Annotated in this window: 15 protein-coding genes; 9 read left to right on the top strand and 6 right to left on the bottom strand. The window is 71.2% G+C overall.

What is annotated here, in order from left to right:
• Window positions 1-458: 458 nt before the first annotated feature.
• Window positions 459-2087, top strand: a complete 1629-nt coding sequence (locus FB465_RS17445; protein WP_246192700.1) for an alpha/beta hydrolase — start codon at window positions 459-461, stop codon at window positions 2085-2087.
• A gap of 63 nt (window positions 2088-2150) precedes the next feature.
• Here FB465_RS17445 and FB465_RS17440 read toward each other — a convergent pair whose 3' ends face one another.
• On the bottom strand, window positions 2151-4970 hold the full coding sequence (locus FB465_RS17440) for a PKD domain-containing protein (protein WP_145791781.1): 2820 nt from the start codon (window positions 4968-4970) through the stop codon (window positions 2151-2153).
• A gap of 89 nt (window positions 4971-5059) precedes the next feature.
• Window positions 5060-6316, bottom strand: coding sequence for a damage-control phosphatase ARMT1 family protein (locus FB465_RS17435; protein ID WP_145791779.1), 1257 nt, complete (start codon window positions 6314-6316; stop codon window positions 5060-5062).
• A 145-nt stretch (window positions 6317-6461) separates the two neighbouring features.
• Between FB465_RS17435 and FB465_RS37005 the strand changes: the two genes are divergently transcribed.
• Entirely contained in the window at window positions 6462-7466 is a 1005-nt protein-coding gene (locus FB465_RS37005) for an LppU/SCO3897 family protein (protein ID WP_246192699.1), read from the top strand.
• Between the two features lie 67 nt (window positions 7467-7533).
• On the opposite strand, the gene FB465_RS17425 is transcribed toward FB465_RS37005, so the two are convergent.
• On the bottom strand, window positions 7534-8259 hold the full coding sequence (locus tag FB465_RS17425; protein WP_342791812.1) for an NADPH-dependent F420 reductase: 726 nt from the start codon (window positions 8257-8259) through the stop codon (window positions 7534-7536).
• Window positions 8260-8326: 67 nt separating this feature from the next.
• Here FB465_RS17425 and FB465_RS17420 point away from each other — a divergent pair, with 67 nt between their 5' ends.
• From FB465_RS17420 to FB465_RS17410, 3 genes are all read left to right on the top strand, one after another.
• A complete protein-coding gene (locus FB465_RS17420; RefSeq protein WP_145791778.1) occupies window positions 8327-8722 on the top strand; it encodes a winged helix-turn-helix transcriptional regulator in 396 nt (131 codons plus the stop codon).
• A gap of 299 nt (window positions 8723-9021) precedes the next feature.
• Entirely contained in the window at window positions 9022-9774 is a 753-nt protein-coding gene (locus FB465_RS17415) for a 4'-phosphopantetheinyl transferase family protein (protein ID WP_211785807.1), read from the top strand.
• Between the two features lie 249 nt (window positions 9775-10023).
• Window positions 10024-10914 (top strand): ATP-grasp domain-containing protein, encoded by an 891-nt coding sequence (locus tag FB465_RS17410; RefSeq protein ID WP_425461183.1) that lies wholly within the window; start codon window positions 10024-10026, stop codon window positions 10912-10914.
• Here the strand turns inward: FB465_RS17410 and FB465_RS17405 are convergent.
• The 3 genes from FB465_RS17405 to FB465_RS17395 form a co-directional block, all read right to left on the bottom strand.
• Complete coding sequence (locus FB465_RS17405; RefSeq protein ID WP_145791776.1) at window positions 10911-11921, bottom strand: MASE1 domain-containing protein; 1011 nt, start codon at window positions 11919-11921, stop codon at window positions 10911-10913. The genes FB465_RS17410 and FB465_RS17405 overlap by 4 nt on opposite strands.
• Window positions 11922-11977: 56 nt before the next feature.
• Window positions 11978-12811: a PP2C family protein-serine/threonine phosphatase gene (locus FB465_RS17400; protein WP_145791774.1), complete on the bottom strand. Its 834-nt coding sequence runs from the start codon at window positions 12809-12811 to the stop codon at window positions 11978-11980.
• Window positions 12812-13057: 246 nt separating this feature from the next.
• Entirely contained in the window at window positions 13058-13711 is a 654-nt protein-coding gene (locus FB465_RS17395) for a class F sortase (protein WP_145791773.1), read from the bottom strand.
• A gap of 318 nt (window positions 13712-14029) precedes the next feature.
• On the opposite strand from FB465_RS17395, the gene FB465_RS17390 reads away from it, so the two are divergent.
• From FB465_RS17390 to FB465_RS17375, 4 genes are all read left to right on the top strand, one after another.
• The gene (locus tag FB465_RS17390) at window positions 14030-14506 is read left to right on the top strand and encodes a hypothetical protein (RefSeq protein WP_145791771.1); all 477 of its coding nucleotides are present in this window, start codon (window positions 14030-14032) and stop codon (window positions 14504-14506) included.
• A 227-nt stretch (window positions 14507-14733) separates the two neighbouring features.
• Window positions 14734-15165 carry a YciI family protein gene (locus FB465_RS17385; protein ID WP_145791769.1) on the top strand — a complete coding sequence of 144 codons (432 nt, stop codon included), beginning with the start codon at window positions 14734-14736 and terminating at the stop codon, window positions 15163-15165.
• A 63-nt stretch (window positions 15166-15228) separates the two neighbouring features.
• Window positions 15229-16512 (top strand): RNA polymerase sigma factor, encoded by a 1284-nt coding sequence (locus FB465_RS17380; protein ID WP_145791767.1) that lies wholly within the window; start codon window positions 15229-15231, stop codon window positions 16510-16512.
• A gap of 60 nt (window positions 16513-16572) precedes the next feature.
• On the top strand, window positions 16573-16986 hold the full coding sequence (locus FB465_RS17375) for a MerR family transcriptional regulator (RefSeq protein WP_145791765.1): 414 nt from the start codon (window positions 16573-16575) through the stop codon (window positions 16984-16986).
• Window positions 16987-16988 lie beyond the last annotated feature (2 nt).

Genomic DNA, 16988 nt, shown 5'->3' with positions numbered 1-16988 from the left:
GCCGAAGCCGCGTGTCCCGGGCGTCGGGCCGCCCCGTGCCAGATCCATGCCAGAACGGGCGGTCAACAACGGTCGCGAGCGGTCGAGAATGATCGTCTCCAGTGCTCGCGGATTGGGTATCGTCGCAGGCCGGAGGCTCTTTCGGGCTCGGGTGCCCAAAGATTCCCAAGCTTGTAGCGCGAGTTCGATTCTCGTCGCCCGCTCCACGGTGAAGCCCCAGGTCAACGGCCTGGGGCTTGTTTGTTGTCTGGACCAATTTTGGGCTGTCGTGCCAGATTCGTGCCCGATGGTGGGCAAAACCTGCCCCTCGGGGTCGGTCGGCGGCCCGTCCCGAGGTCTGCGGCCCGGGTCTCGCTCGCCGATCCTGATGAGAGAACGAACATTCGGTCTGGGGTCTTTCTCCCGTGCTGTCGAACTGACATGCTGGCCGCCGGATTTGGAGATCCCTAGGAGGTTCCTTGTCTCGCATACGGACTGTGGCCCTGGCGGCGGCCAGTGCGTTAGTTCTCGTTCCCGGCGTGGCCGTGACGGCCTCGGCGGCGGCGCCGTCGGTGGCGGTAGGGGCAGAGGCGGCGGTTGCGCCGGTCGTCTGGACGCCGTGCAACCCGGACCCGTCCAAGCCGGACCCGAAGATCTACGACTGCGCTGTCTACCCGGTGCCGCTTGACTACGCGAAGCCGTCCGGTGAGAAGGTCGGCATCGCCATGCTGCGGCGGCGGGCCAACAACCCGGCCGAGCGCATCGGTTCGCTGTTCCTCAACCCGGGTGGCCCGGGCGGCAGCGGGTACCTTTGGGCGACCACGACGCGGTTCGAGAAGAGCGTGCAGGACCACTTCGATCTGGTCGGGTTCGACCCCCGTGGCGTCGCCCGCAGCAACCCGCTGCGCTGCTTCAAGACGAACGAGGACGCGGACGCGGTCTTCAACCGGATGACCGGTGTCCCCGTCACCTCGACCGAGGTGAACGACACGCTGGCCGCCACCAAGGACTACACCGCCGCCTGCGGCCACAACGCGGGCGACCTGATCAACCACATGTCGACCATCAACGTGGTGCGCGACCTGGACCGGATGCGGCAGGCCGTCGGCGACTCCCAGCTCACGTTCGCCGGGTTCTCCTACGGCACGCTCATCGGCTCGACCTACGCCAACATGTACCCGGACAAGGTCCGCGCGATCATCATCGACGGCAACGTCGACCCGCAGCTGCGGCTGCACAACGGCCTGGAGTACGACCGGCAGCGCGCGGCAGGCGGGTTCGAGCTGGCGCTGGACGAGTACCTGAAGCGCTGCAAGACGGCCGGGGTGCCGCGTTGCGCCTTCGCCGACGGGGACACCCGCGAGAAGTTCGACGCGATCCGCGACCACCTGCGCACCAGCCCGGTCACCCTGCCGAACGGCTCGACGGTCACGCTGAGCAGCTTCACCAGCCAGGTTGCCAGCGCGCTGTACTCGCAGAGCCGCCTGGCACCGCTGGCCAAGTCCCTGCAGGCGCTGGACACGGCGATCCAGCAGGAGGGCGCCCGCCCTCTGACGGCGGCGCCGACGGTCGGCGCGGCGGACGTGGACGACGCGAGCATCCTTGCCCGGACCGCCCCGGCGGCGATGCGCGAGGCTCCCGCGGACACCCCGTACACCTCCGACGACTCGTACTACGGCGTCAACTGCCAGGACAAGCCGTACCCGTCGAACCCGGAGGTGTTCTCGCACATCGCCCGGGCGTGGGAGCTGGAGGCGCCGACCTTCGGCCGGTACCAGGCCTTCGACGCACCGGCGTGCGCGACCTGGCCGGCGCCCGCGCGCTGGTCGGAGCGGTACTCGGGGCCGTGGAACAAGAAGACCGCGAACACCGTCATGGTGATCGGCAACACCTTCGACCCGGCCACGCAGTACAGGTTCGCCGAGAACATGCAGCGTGAGCTGGGCAATTCGGTGCTGGTGAGCGTCGACATGATCCAGCACTGTGCGATCGGCAGCAGCAAGGTGCTGAACGCCATGGTGACGTCCTACCTGGTGGACAAGGCCGTCCCCGCGCCGGGCCAGCTGCTCAAGCCCGACGCCGACCCGTTCCCGGTTCCTGCCTCCTGATCCGAGCTTGAAAACACAGGGCCCCTCCCACCCACCGGGTGACAGGGGCCCTGTGGCGTGTGGTCAGCCGTTGGTGAAGTAGCCCGACAGGTCGGCGAGTACGTGCGTACTGCCGGCGTGGTTGTAGATCCGGGTCCGGCCGTTCCCACCCAGCGGGGCGGTCACGTGGTTCGGCACCGTCTGCCCCGCCAGGAAGTTGAGGCTGGAGGTGCCCGGCCGCGGCTGCCCGTCCGGCCAGACGGTCAGGAACCCTGCGGCGGTCGGCTGGGTCGCCGTCACGTTGAGCACGGCGGCGATCGCGTCGGACGGCACGCCGTTCGTGCCGCCGACCTGGACGGCGAGCTCGGCGCGTGCGCCGAGCGGGGTGTTGCCCGTCCGGGTGTCGGTGAGCCTGGTCGGCGCGACGGGCATGAACTCGCCCTTCCCGTCGTAGCTGTAGTAGCCCACGACGTCGGCGATCACCTGGGTCTCGCCGCGGAGGTTGTACAGGTCGATCTTCCCGTCGAAGCCGATCGGCACGATCGCCTGGTTGGCCACCGTCTGCCCGGCGGTGAAGTTCAGGCTGGAGATGCCCGGCCGCTTGTGGCCGTGCGGGTAGGCCGCGAGGTAGCCGCCGGTGGTGGACTGGGTTGCCGTGAGGTTCAGTACCACCGCACTCGCGGAATTCGGCACGCCGGCCTGGCCGGTCACCTGGACCTCGCGGGCCTCGTCCTGGGTGAACCGGGTGTCGGCCGTCCCGTTCAGCGGCCGGGTGTCCAGCAGCCGGGATGGCGCGGTGGGGCTGAACCTGTTCCCGGTGTCCGGCTGGTAGTAGCCGAGGACGTCCACGATCACGTCGGTCGTGCCGGAGTGGTTGTAGATGTCCACGCTCTGGTTGTACCCGACGGGCACGGTGACCAGGTTGGCGACCGTCTGCCCGGCCTTGATGTTGAGGTTCGAGGCGGTCGGCCGGGGCTGTCCGCTCGGCCAGAGCGTCAGGAAGGTGTCCTTGGTGGCCTGGGTGGCGGTGACGTTCAGGACGACGGCGGTCATGCCGTCGGACATCTCGCGGTTCTCGGGGTGCCCCCAGCTGGAGAGATCCAGGGTCCGGGGAAGGACGTCACTCACGGGGTACTGGTAGGTCCGGGTGTCCATTGCCCGGTACGGCGTGACCGTGGTGTACCGGCCCGCCAGGTAATGCACCCGGTGCACCAGGGAGCTGGTCGCCACCCGTCCCTGGCTGTCCGTCAGGGTCACGGTCACCTTGTAGTCGCCGGGCGCCTTGTAGGTGTGCTTGGCGGTCCCGTCGATGCTGACGGTCTTCCAGCTGTCGTCGCCGAAGTCGAACCTGATGTCGGTGACCGGCCAGGGCGATGCTGCGACGGCGTTCGCCGCGTCGGCCTGGACGGTGAGCGGTGCGTCGGCCGACCAGTCGGTCTTGGTGGGCCGCACGTCGCTGGTCGTGAGCTGCGCGGTGAGCGGCCCCGGCGTGGTGACCTTGAAGGCGTTGTCGAGGGTGGCCGTGGCCTGGCCGCCGCCCAGGGCGGTGACGGTCAGCTTCGGCCGGCAGGCGCAGGCGGCCTGGTAGGTGTGGGCGGCCGTCGGAGAGCTGGTGGTCTCCGTGGTGCCGTCACCGAAGTCGAAGGTGTAGTGCAGGGTGTCCTTCCACTTGCTGCCCGCGGCGGCGGTGAAAGTCACCTTGGTCCCGGACGGCGCCCAGGTGTGGTCGGCCGTCAGGCGGGTGCTGTAGTAGAGCTCGTCCGCCACCTCGGAGGCGCCGCGGTCGAGGTACCCGGCGTCACCGTTGGCGACGAACGGGTGGTCCACCGGGGTGTGTCCGTCCAGGTCGGTGTCGAGCACTCCGGGAGCGTCGGACTTGGCCGAGTCGATCGCGGGCGAGCAGGTGTTCGGGTCCGGCTTGCCACCGACCAGCTGACAGTCACTCAGGTGAGCGCCGTAGGCGTTCACGAGCTTCGGGTCGACCATCAGGTCGTGGCCGCCCTGGCCGGTCGCGGCGAGGAACTTCTCCGGGGTCGGGTAGTCGGCGCCGGCCCAGCTGTACGGCGTGCCGCCGTCCTTGGCCCGGAGCAGGTTGTAGTCGGCCACGCTGCCCGCAGCCGAGTCGGCGGAGACCAGCAGCTCCGTCGCGGCGGCCGTACCGGCGCATGGGCGGTTGTCGTTCGTGGTGGTGCCGTGGCTGTCGACGATGTTGTTGTACACGCGGGCGCCGGTCGAGCCGTCGAGCAGCGCGATGCCCGGGCCGCAGCCGAGCGCCACCGTGTTGTTGGTGAGGGTCACGCCGGGCGTGCCGGTAACCGACAGCGGGGTGGTTCCTGCCTCGCTCAAGCTGTTGTTGCTGACCACGACGCCGGTCGAGCCGCCGGTCACCTGGAGCCGCCACAGGTGGCTGCGGGTCACCGAGACGTCCTGGTTCCCGCTGCCGATCTCGAGATGTGAGGAGTAGGAGGCGGTCGCGTTCCGGTCCAGGGTGATCCCGGTCGAGTTCTCGACCTTGGCGTCCTCGAACTGGAAGTCGCGGATCACCACGTGCTGGGCGCCGCTGACGGTGAGCGCAGGGCCGGGCGTCGCGGACGAACCTGCCAGCCAGCTGGAGTTGCCGATGAAGGTGATCGGCGCCTGCGCGGTGCCGGAGCGACTGATCCGGACGTCCTCGGTGTAGATGTCCTGCTGGAGCCGGACGGTCTGTCCGGGCTGCACGGCGTCGACCGCCGCGCGGATGGTGCAGAACGGCTGGGTCCGAGAACCCGGGCCGGTGTCCGAGCAGTTGGCGTTGCTCTTCCAGACCCACAGGGTGTCGCTGTCGGCGGCGACCGCCGGTATCGGCAGGCCCAGGACGGCGATGAGTGCGGCCGTGGTCAGGCCGATGGCGCGGGATGTGTGCACGCTTCAGTTCCCCCCGAGTTGGTGCATGCGGCGATCCGGTCCTCGACGTCCGTGGGATGCGAGGCGGAATCGCACAGTCCTTCTGATCTTCAGAGAATATCCGGCCGGCTGGGAGTCGGCATGTGGACTTGGATGAGGGCATGTGTGCCGTTGGTCCTCCAGGCCTCACCCGAGGCATCGAGCTCGGCAACCATAGGGCGGGTGAGGCCGACGATCACGTCCGACTTCAACGTACGCAGGGCCGCCACCGGCGACGGGAAGTGGCCGGACCTCTCCGCGAACGGGGCTGTGGCATCCCAGAGTTGGTCCCCGACCAGGCGCCGGTAGTTGAGGTCGCCCTTGAGGATCGTCATCGTGGCGCCGGAGAGTTCGGCTCTGAGGTCGGCGGGCATGGCGTGGAACGGCAGCGGTGCGCAGAAGAACCGGTGCGTGCGGACGACGAGCGTGGCGCTGTTCATCGCGTGCCAGAGCCGGCGGCCGATCCGTTCCGCCGCCGGCTCGGTGGAGGCGCGAAGGCGCTCGACGGTGGTGAGGACGTCGGCGGTGGTCGCGTCCGACACGTAGTAGGGGAACGGCTTGACGTACAGGGCGACCTCGGAGGCCAGCCCGCTCGTGAGGAGATGGTCGACCAGGACGAGGTCGGGCAGGAGCTCCCTTCCAGCGTTGTCCGCGAGGACGCAGACCCTCGGGCTGTCCGCTGCGGCGAGCGCCTGCCAGACGAGGGGGCTGTCGTCCGCGATCAGGGCGGGGGACCGGGTGTCTTCGGTCGAGGCGGTGATCTGGAAGCTGAGGTCCGCCCGGTTGCCCCAGAGCGCTGACGAGAGCAGTACCTCGGACCGCTTCTCGGGAGTCAGGGACGGCAGGTCGCGGAGGGCCGCCAGCTCCTCGTCGACGGCCGGGCCGGCCAGCTCGGCGTTCTTGAACGGCGCGAACGGGTCGATGCCCTGCCAAGTCCCGGGACGGAAGTAGCCGGTGGCTTCGAGCAGCCTGCGGTAGAAGTAGCTCTCGGCCCACAGGAACGGCACCTCACCCCACGGCCGCCCGAACAGGCCCTCGCCCCACTCCAGCCACTGCTCGTGGTCGTGGGCACTCTCGCCCAGCGGCCGTAGCACGCCGCTCGTGCTCTCGGTGAGCAGGTGCTCGACCGCTGCCCGCTCGTCGGGCCCGTACGGCAGGGCGTCGAGCACCTGCTGGACGAGCTTCGGGTGCCGCTCGTGGAAGACGCCCCAGGCGAAGGTCCCGGGAACGTTGCTGAAGATCGTGGGTGCGGTGGGCACGTTCAGGCTCGTCCTCTGCTTGTCGTCGGCCGTCACCAGGATCGGCGGTGGCGCGGTTCGGCGTTGCATCGACACGGACTTCGGCGAGCCGGCTGCGAGACATCCCCTGTGACTGACCCAGAGCCGAGTCGCTAGGGTACGTCCGCATGTCTGTGCCCAGACGGCGCATGGGGACCGTGGTCCTCACCATCAACTTCCAACGGGGAATCCAGCCTTGACCTCGCCCTACCCCCCCTCCAGCCCGTACGGCGCGCCCGCTGCTCCCCAGCAGCCGTACGGCTACCCGCCGCAGGCGCCCGCCCAGCCCGCCGGCTACGGCTACCCGGGTCAGGCCCCGGCGCAGCCCGTCGGCTACGGCTACCCCGCGCCCCCGGCTCCCGCCTACGGCGCACCCGCGCCCTACGGCCAGCCCGTGTACGGCGCTCCCATGGGCGCACCGCCCGGAGCGCCCACCTGCCGCGTCTGCGGCGGCTTCCCGGCGGTGGATGCGACCGTCCGCGCCCACCGGGGCATGGTCATCCTCATGCAGTTCCGGCGCCAGCACGGGCCGTTCTGCCACACCTGCGGTACGGCCGCGGTCCGCGACATGTCGGCGCAGACCCTGTTCCAGGGCTGGTGGAGCCCGGCCGGGTGGGTGTTCACGCTGATCACCCTGCTGCGCAACCTCGGCCCGCACAACCAGTTCAAGGCGCTGCCTCCGCCGGCACCGGGCACCCACGGCCCGCAGTGGGACCCGGGCAAGCCGCTGACCAGCCGCCCGGCGATCTTCATGCTGCTCTGGCCGGTGGCCGCGATCGTCCTGAGCATCGTGATGCTCATCATCTCGGCCTCCGTCCACTCCTCCGTGGACAACACCCCGCCGTACCACGTGTCGCTGCCGGGGAGCAGCTCCAGCTCCACTCCGGGCAGCCCGGCCAGCCCGTCCGCAGGCTCCTCCTCGGGCAGCGGCTCCAGCGCCAACCAGCTGGTCCTGAACCTCCTCAAGACCGGGGACTGCGTGAAGAACACCGGCACCAGCGCCGATCCGAACCTCGGCAAGGTGCCGTGCTCGGACTCGGCTGCCGAGTTCAAGATCCTCGGCAAGCTCTACGCGACCACCGACGACGCGGGCTGCGACAAGTACCAGGGCACCACGGACTACTTCACCAACGAGGAGCGGGGCAACAACTTCGTCCTCTGCATGCAGCAGCTGAAGTCGGGCTCCTCGTCCGCCGCCTGAGCAAGTGCCCGGACCGCCGCCCCCTCGGTTGGCGGTCCGGGCGGTCCGGGCGGTCCAGGACGGCTGCTCAGGCGGGCTGTGGGGACTGCCCCGGCGTCGGGAAGGCGAACCGCGGCTCTGCCCCCGACCACCACGCCCCGATCGCGAATGCGGCCGTCGACTCGAGATGGACCGCACGCGACAGCCCGCCGCAGGGCATCGGCGTGCAGCCCATCGATGTGACCAGCCGGGACACGAGTTCCAGGCTCGCCGGGTCATCGGCGCAGAGCGGTACGGCCAATGGCTCGCCCTCGAAGAGCGGCGGCGAGAGTGTCCAGATGCTCTCGTGGCACAGGTTGAACGCCTTGACCACGTACGCGTCCGGCGCCGCCTCGACCATACGCCGGGCGATCGACGTCGTGCCGCCGGTGGACAGCGTCACGCCGTCATCGGTCGGCACGATGGGATTGGTGCAGTCGATGACCACCCGTCCGGTGAGGTCCTTGGCGAGACTCTTCACCAACTCCGCTGCCGCGTCGGCCGGAACCGCCGCGAGGACGGCCTCTCCGTACGACGCGGCATCGCGGAGCGCTCCGTGCCCGGCGGCGCCGATCCGCGCGGCGGTGGCCGCAGCCGCCGCCAAGTCCCGTCCGCCGACGAGGACATCGTGTCCTGCGGCGACCCATGCGCCGCCCAGAGTGGTGGCCATGCGGCCCGTGCCGAGAATGCCGATACGCATCGTGCTGCTCCAGTCTGCGGATCCGAGGTGATCGGAGGTGATCCGTGGTGGGTGAGAAGGCTCGGGACGAGCCATCGGTCCACGACGTTAGGCGGGCCGATACACACCAGGCGGTGTCCAACATCTGCGGCAGGATGGGGGGATGGAGAAGTCCGGTGGCCTGCCCGATGTCGCGTACACCTCCGACTGCCGCGCGCGCGTCGCGTTCGAGGTGCTGGCGAACCGCTGGGACAGCGTCGTGGTGTTCACCCTCGGGGAGAGCGGCCCGATGCGACCGCTGGCTCTCGTCGCCCGGATCGGCGGGATCAGCGCAAAGGTGCTCAACGATGCCCTGCGGCGCCTGGAGTACAACGGGCTGGTCGAGCGCCGCGTCTACGCGGAGGCGCCGCCACGTGTCGATTACGCGCTGACGGAGGCCGGAGCTGCGCTTCTCGGCCCGATGCGGGAGATGGGCGCGTGGGCTGCGCGGTACGCGGACAGCGTGTTGGACGCACAGGACCGGTTCCCGATGCAGGGGCGAGCCCGGCAAGGCCGCTGATCGTCACGGCCGTTGGTGCGCCCCGCCGAGGACGTGGTGCCGGTGGCGTGACCGCCCCTGTGCCAGGATCGGGACGAGGTCGGACAAGATCGGACTTCGTCAGGCGAGGTCGGAATACGTCCGGCGAGGACGAAGCCGTTGTCGGCGCGGTGGCCGCGGCTGCGGCGGTTCGCCGGGCACCGGCCGGGCGGCGCGGGACCAGGTTGATCGTCTTCCGCCGGTGCTGACAGGCTGTGGCCTCCGGACCAGGCGTCCGTGGCGGTCCCGGGGGCCGGCGGACGTAGCTGAGGGTGGGGTTGATGGAACTGCTCACGGGCGATGTCGCCGTCTGGCGGGTCGCGGCGACGCCGGCGAACAGCCGCGCGGCCGAAGCTGCCCGGGCCGCGCTGAGCGAGGAGGAGACCCGGAGGGCCGGGACCTTCCACAAACCGGCGGACCGGGCGCTGTACCTGGTGGCGCACGTCGCGCTGCGGCTGCTGCTGGGGGAGCAGCTGGGCCTGCCTGCCGGCGCCGTGGTGCTCGGCCGGGCGGCCTGTCCCGGGTGCGGCGGCCCGCACGGCCGGCCGGTGACGGTGTCCGGCCCCTCGGTCGAGTTCTCGCTCTCGCACACCGGCGGGCTCGCCGTGATCGCGCTGGCGCGGGACGTCGTCGGTGTCGACGTCGAGCAGCGCGGGCCCTTCGAGGAGGCGGCAGGCCTGGACATCGCCTCGCAGCTCCACCCGGCCGAGCGCGCCGTCCTGGACGGGCTGCCGCAGGAGCGTAGGGCGGAGGCGACGCTGCGCTGCTGGGTCCGCAAGGAGGCGTACCTCAAGGGGACGGGGGTGGGGCTCTCACAGGGGGTGGACGCCGATTACGTCGGCCTCGGTCCGGAGTACCCGGGCCTGGCCGGCGGCGCTTCGCTGCCGGCCGAGCCCGCGGGGTGGGGTTTCGGGGACGTCCCGGTCCCGGACGGCTACGCGGCGGCGGTCGCCCTGCGGCTCCCGGACGGCGTCCGGACCCCCCGGGTGGTCAGCTCGGACCTGGACCTCGGCCAACCCGTCAGGATCGGGTAACCCAGGGCGATCAGGATCGGGTAACCACAGGGGCGCGGGGAACTGCGCGAGACCGGAAGGCGACGACCTGTGCCCTCCCGCTTCGCGCAGTTCTCCCCAGCCTTCGGCCAGGTGCCCCCACGCGCCCCTGGGGTTGGCCCTCTGCGTCACGCTGACCGCCCGGGCGCGGCCGGGTAGGGTGCCAGGGCGAACGCGTGTGCCCCTGCCGGGTGGCGGGCCGCCGCGGATCCGGAACGAGCAGCCGAGGAGATGCCGGTGACTGTCGCGGAGCGGGTGGTGCTGGCCACGGCCACCGTCGGGATCGAGCACGACGTCGACCTCCCGCTGATGGTCGATGCGCTGCGGGCGCGCGGCGTCGACGCCGCCGCGGTGCCGTGGGACGCCGAGGGCTACGACTGGTCGGCGTGCGACAGCGTGATCATCAGGTCCACGTGGGACTACGGTGACCGGCTCGGTGAGTACCTCGCCTGGGTCGACGAGGTCGGTGCCGCGACCCGGCTCCACAACCCGGCCGACGTCGTCCGCTGGAACAGTGACAAGCGGTATCTCCGGGATCTCGCCGAGCAGGGGATCCCGGTCGTGCCGACCACCTTCATCGCTCCCGGCGAGGAGATCGTCCTGCCCGGGAGCGGTCAGTTCGTCGTCAAGCCCACCGTCTCCGCCGGCGCCCGCGACACCGCCCGGTACGTCGAGAGCCAGCTCGCCTCGGCCGAACGCCACGTCAGGTCCCTGCACTCCGCCGGGGCGACCGCGATGGTGCAGCCGTACCTGTCCAGGATCGCCGAAGGGGAACGGGCACTCGTCTTCCTCGGCGGCGCCTTCAGCCATGCGATGCGCAAGGGGCCCGTGCTGACCGATGTCGGGGTGATCGACAACGCCCGGGTCGCCCATCCCGGCCTCACGGAGCATCAGCCGTCCGCCGCCGAACTCGAGGTGGCCGCCCGAGCCCTCGCCGCGATTCCGGGCCGGGGCCCGGTCCTCATCGGGCGTGTGGACCTCGCCCTCTCGGACGACGGATCGCCCGTCGTGATGGAGCTCGAACTCATCGAACCCAATCTCTTCGTCACGCACAGCGCACCGGGGCTCCAGCGGTTCGCCGACGTGGTCCGGGCTCACTGCGCGAGCCCGAAGCGCACCTAGCCTCCGGTCCGTCGGTCACCGTCCTCCGCCGGCGGCCATCGGTGGCCCGCCTCGCCCGGTGCGAGGCGGGCCACCACCTCGGCCAGCTCGGTGCAGGCCTGTTGGATCCTTCGGTAGGTGCTCTTCCGCTCGGTGATGATCGCCGCCAGCAGCAGGGCGGTCAGTGCGGCTGCCCCGTTGAGGCCCTGCAGCGTCACCATGATGGCGAGGAGGCCGTGCTCCGCGAACGGTCCGACGTGGTCGGTCGCCGCCGAGATCGTGATCACCGACACCAGCAGGACGCACGGCGCCGCACCGGCCAGCTGGAAGCGCAGGGCCGCCCAGATGAGCAAAGGGAAGACCAGGAACAGCAGATCGAGCGAGGTCCTGCTGACGACGAGCGTGACGACCGCGGTACCGGCCAGCAGCGCCGCCGGCTCGGCCCACTGGTAGAGGCCGATGCCCCGGGGCAGCCGGGCCTCGCGGATGACCAGCAGCAGCGGCGTGATCACGAGCACGCCCATCGCGTCACCCGTCCACCAGGCGGCCCAGGTGTGCCAGAAGGCGCTCGTCGGCAGCGAGCCTTCGAGCACCAGCGAGCCGGCTCCCATCGTCGCGCTGATCAGCATCCCTGCGAAGGCGCCCAGGAAGACCAGCGCCACCCCGTCCCGCAACCGGTCCAGCTCGACGCGGAACCCCACCCGACGGAGCATCAGCAGGGCGCACACGGGGGCGAGGGTGTTCCCGACGACGATTCCGACGGTGGCGGGATTGAACGAGCCGATCGTCGCGATCACGAGGAAGGCGCCGAGAGTGATCCCCGGCCAGATCCCCACCCCCAGCAGAAGCAGGCAGGTCAGGGCGATGCCCGTGGGCGGCCAGAGCGGCGTGACCTTCGCGCCCGCGACGACCACCTGCTGCAGCAGGCCGAGCCGGCCGGCCGCGAAGTAGACGGCGGCGACGGCGAGGATCTGCAGACCTGTTGCGGTGAGCCGCCGGATTTCCTCGTTTCGCACCACAGCAGCCATCAGACAACGTCCTCCACCCGACGCCGGTCGTGACACGCGCGGACCCGTCTCCTCCGTCACCCGGCGGTGCCCGTCGGCGCGTCATGGCGGAGGACCAGGACGGCGGCGTCGTCGGTGTGGCCGGTGAGGTCGGCCACCTTGATGACCTCGGCCGCCAGCTCGTCGGGATCGGCGGTCACCCCGGCGCGGACCACCCGCGTCACCTGGTCGAGACCCGCGCCTATCGGGAAGGACGGCCCTTCGACCACCCCGTCCGTGAGCAGGACGAACGCCCCCGCCGTCGTCAGCTGCCGGCGGGTCACCGGGTACGCGTCGCCGGTCCTGATGCCGAGCGGCAGGCCCCCCGCGTCCTCGGCGACACCGCTGCGGCCGTCGGCCGTGGCCCAGACCGCGGGGACATGGCCGGCCCGCGCGTCGGTCAGCTCCCAGCCGACCGGGTCGAAGCGGAGGAAGCTGCAGGTCGCGAAGAGCATGCAGTCCATCGACAGCAGCAGCTCGTTGGCCTGGCGCAGCACCTCGCCCGGGTCCGCGGCGGCAGCGGCCACAGCGCGCAGACCGACCCGGACCTGCCCCATGAAGGCCGCCGCCTCGACATCGTGGCCCTGGACGTCGCCGATGGAGAACCCCAGTGCCCCGCCGGGCAGCCGGAAGCCGTCGTACCAGTCGCCGCCGACGTCCAGGCCGTGGCGGGCGGGCGCGTAACGGGCCGCCGCTCGCAGGCCGGGCAGCTGCGGCAGGGCGCCCGGGAGCAGCTCGCGCTGCAGGGCCTCGGCCAGTTCGACCCGGGCCTGCTGCAGCTCTGCCCGCTCCAGCGCTTGGGCGGTGAGTCTCCCGAGCTCGGTCAGCAGGTCGTCGGCGCTCGCGGGCCGGATGGGACGGCGTCGGGCCATTGACCCTCCGAGGTGCGTCGGGGCGCGGGCCAGTCACCGTTCATCATATTTGCGCGGTCCGCCCACCGCTTGACGGAAGCGGCGGCGCACGCGTCGCACTGATGCTTCGGGGGCGTACGAGGCTCAGGGAGGGTGCACCACCGGTGCTTCGCGTGCCTGCTCGCACCCCCGCGGTGGCTGCGCGATCAGCTGCGATCACAGAACGTGATAACAGGTTTCCGGAGAGGCAGCGCCCACGCACCGGAGTCACGGGCCGGGGAGGGCTTTCGTGAGGTGGCCGTAGACCACGACGTTCCCGAGGTAGCCGGTGGACCTGGTGTAGCCGCCGCCGCAGGTGATCAGGCGGAGTTCGGGCCGCGTGGTGGCGGCGTAGACGCGGTCGGAGGGGAAGTCGGCCTTGGCGTAGACCTCGATGGCGTCGACGGAGAACTCCGCCGTGCTGCTGTCGGCCCGGGTGATGTCGATGGTGTCCCCTCGGTGCAGGGCTCCCAGGGCGTAGAAGACCGCCGGCCCCCGCATGGTGTCGACATGGCCGACGAGCACGGAGTTCCCCACACTGCCGGGCGGCACGCTCTCCTGGTACCAGCCGGCCAGGTTGCGGTCCGTCTCCGGGGGGACCAGGCGGCCGGAGTCGTCCAGTCCGACCGCGGTGACCGGGGCGTCGATCCCGACTCTCGGGATGCGGATGCGCGTGGGCTTGGAGAACGGCATGGTCGGCACCGCCGGCACGGTGGCGGTGGGGGAGGGAGTCCCGAGGCGGGTGGGAAACGCGTCGGCGGCGGCCGGGTGCGGCGGGGCCTCGGTGCGCGTACCGCCGTAGACCATCCAGGCCCCGATGCCGAGGGTCACCCCGGCGGCGAGGAGGGAGCTGCAGACGAAGCGGGGGCGCCGACGGGACATCGCGGGACCTCCAGCGGGTGCGGCGGTGGGGGCGACGAGGTGCTTGTGTCCACGGCCCCCCAGCCCGTCCTTCTTCCTGGCGTACGGCCTTCTGATGCGTGAACAGGGCCGAGTTCGCCCGGATGGCCGAGTGGCGGCCGCACCCGGCCGCAGGGCCCCGCCGCGGTCTCTCGCCAAGCACCCGTTCAGCGGTGTTATGTGACGATTTTTCACGGGACCCTGGCCCTCGACCACCGGCGGAACCCAGCGCCGGTTCGCAGACTGCGAGGAGATCTCATGTCAGCTTTGACCAGGGAAAGGCTTTGCGGGGGAACTGCGTTGGCGATCGGTGCGCTGGCGGTGACGGCGATGGTCTCGGGCCCCGCGTACGCGGACGGCATGACGGCGACGCCGATCCAGGGCCGTACCGAGGGCGGCAGCATCATCCTGAACGACGGTGACATCGTCGCCTGCGCGGGCGTCGGCGACCTGCGCGTGGTCGACACCAAGGGCACGGAGCACCTGACCGACGGCGCCGGCGCGACCTTCACCACCCCGGCGGGGACGAAGGTCGTGACCGTACGCCACGGCACCGTTCAGGTGACGGTGAAGGGCGCGAGCGCCGAGATCACCTGCGGGACCGAGGGCTTCCCCACCACGAGCGCCCGGGTGCCGAAGGGCCCGTCGCTGGCCGGCACCGGCGGAGCGGTGTCCGGGGTCGACACCGCCCGGACGGTCGGCGGCGGCGCGCTCGTCCTGGTCGGCGGTGCGGCCGGCGCCTTCGTGCTGCGCCGCCGCGCCAACAGCAAGGCCTGACCGCGCCCCGTCCCCCCGCCACCGGAACCCCTGGACCTGCGCCTCGCGCGAGCCTCGCCGCTCGTACGAGGCGCAGCCGCGTCCGGGTGTCCGGGTCGGAAAAGAATTCCGCGCGCCGTGTCGAGATCCGTGTCTCCCGTTCGACGTGTAGGTAGAGCGTGGGATCGGCCGGGCCACGACCGGCCGGACGCCAGGCTCCCGAACCGGAAGCAGAAGGAGACACCACGATGCGATTCATGATGCTGGTCAAGGCGAGCGAGGAGTCCGAGGCGGGCGTGCTGCCCAGTGCGGAGCTGGTCGCCGAGATGGGCGCGTACAACGAGCAGCTGGCCAAGGCCGGCGTGCTGCTCGCGCTCGACGGGCTGCACCCGAGTTCGAAGGGTGTTCGGATCAAGTTCGACGGCGAGAAGCGCACGGTGACCGACGGGCCGTTCACCGAGACCAAGGAACTGCTGGCCGGCTTCTGGGTGATCCAGGTGAAGTCGAAGGAGGAGGCCATCGAGTGGGCCTCCCGCGCCCCCTTCGACGGCGGCACGGAGCTGGAGGTCCGGCAGGTCTTCGAGGCGTCGGACTTCCCGGCCGACATCCTCCCCCCGGAGCAGGCCGCGCGCGAGGACGCGATCCGCGCGGGCCTGGAGGCCAACGCCGCGAAGCAGTAGCCGCGCAGGCGGTAGGCGTGCCAGGGAAGCGGTCACGGCGGAAATCTGGTCTGATTGGCTGCCGTGACGGCTTCCGACACCCATCGCACGATCGAGGCGGTCTGGAGGATCGAGTCCGCCAGGCTCATCGCCGGCCTGGTGCGGATCGTACGGGACATCGGGCTGGCCGAGGAGCTGGCCCAGGACGCCCTGGTCGCCGCGCTGGAGCAGTGGCCGGAGTCGGGTGTGCCGCGCAACCCGGGCGCCTGGCTGATGGCCACCGCCAAGCACCGGGCGATCGATCTGATCCGCAGGCAGCAGCGGCTGGAACGCAAGATCGAGGAGCTCGGGCACGAGCTGGAGACGGAGCAGCCCGCGCCCGAGCTCGATGCGGTCCTCGAGGAGGACGACATCGACGACGACCTGCTGCGCCTCGTGTTCACCGCCTGCCACCCGGTGCTCTCCACCGATGCCCGGGTGGCGCTCACGCTGCGGCTGCTCGGCGGTCTGACCACCAAGGAGATCGCCCGCGCGTATCTCGTCCCGGAGGCGACCGTCGCCCAGCGGATCGTCCGGGCGAAGAAGACGCTGGCCGAGGCCCATGTCCCCTTCGAGGTCCCGCGCGGGGAGGAGCTCGCGGACCGGCTGTCCTCCGTGTTGGAGGTCATCTACCTGGTGTTCAACGAGGGCTACTCGGCCACCGCCGGCGACGACTGGATGCGCCCGGCGCTGTGCGAGGAGGCCCTGCGGCTCGGCCGCGTCCTGGCCGGGCTGGCACCCGAGGAGCCGGAGGTGCACGGCCTGGTCGGGCTGATGGAGATCCAGGCCTCGCGCTCGCGGGCCAGGACCGGACCGACCGGCGAGCCCGTCCTGCTGCTCGACCAGGACCGCGGCCGCTGGGACTACGTCCTCATCGGCCGTGGCCTGGCCGCTCTCGAACGCGCCGAGCGGATCACCCGGGCCCACGGGAGCGCCCCGGGCCCGTACACGCTGCAGGCCGCGATCGCCGCCTGCCACGCCCGGGCCCGTACGCCGGAGGAGACCAACTGGGCGGGAATCGCGGCACTGTACGAGCAGCTCGCCGGGGTGACGCCGTCCCCCGTCGTGGAGCTGAACCGCGCCGTCGCCCTGGCGATGGCGTACGGACCCGCCACCGGCCTGGCGCTGGCCGACCGGCTTGCGGACGAACCCGCGTTGAAGGCGTACCACCTGCTGCCCGGCGTGCGCGGCGACCTGCTGGCCAAACTCGGGCGGTTCGAGGAGGCGCGGGAGGAGTTCGAGCGCGCGGCCTCGCTCACCCGGAACGGGCGCGAGCGCACGCTGCTGCTCCGGCGCGCCGAGGCCTGCGCGCGCGGCGAGGCGTCCTGAGCCGGCACCGGCCGTGAACCGCTGGCGTTGACGTCGGCGTCAAGGTCTACCGTCGTCGGCATGCGGATCGGCGAACTGGCAGAGCGGGCGGGCACCACCACGCGCACCTTGCGGTACTACGAGTCTCGTGGCCTGCTGCCCGCGCGGCGCAGTGGCAACGGCTACCGCGCCTACGGCGAGGAGGATCTGCGGCTGCTGCGGCAGATCCAGCTGCTGCAGGACTTCGGGTTCGGGCTGGAGGACACCAGGCCGTTCGTGGAGTGCCTGCGGGCCGGGCATCCGGCGGGCGACTCCTGCCCGGCCTCGCTGGAGGTGTACCGGAGCAAGCTCGCCGAGCTCGACGAGTGCATCGCCCGGCTGCAGGCGGTCCGCGACCAGGTCGGCGCGCAGCTGGCCCGGGCCGAGCTGGAGGCCGAGGCGGCGGCGCCCGGCGGGCCCGAGCCGCGTTGCGAACTGACAACGGACGAAAACTGAGA

Origin of the sequence: Kitasatospora atroaurantiaca, from assembly GCF_007828955.1 — a bacterium.
GTDB lineage: Bacteria > Actinomycetota > Actinomycetes > Streptomycetales > Streptomycetaceae > Kitasatospora > Kitasatospora atroaurantiaca.
This window is presented reverse-complemented; position numbering and strand designations above follow the sequence as displayed.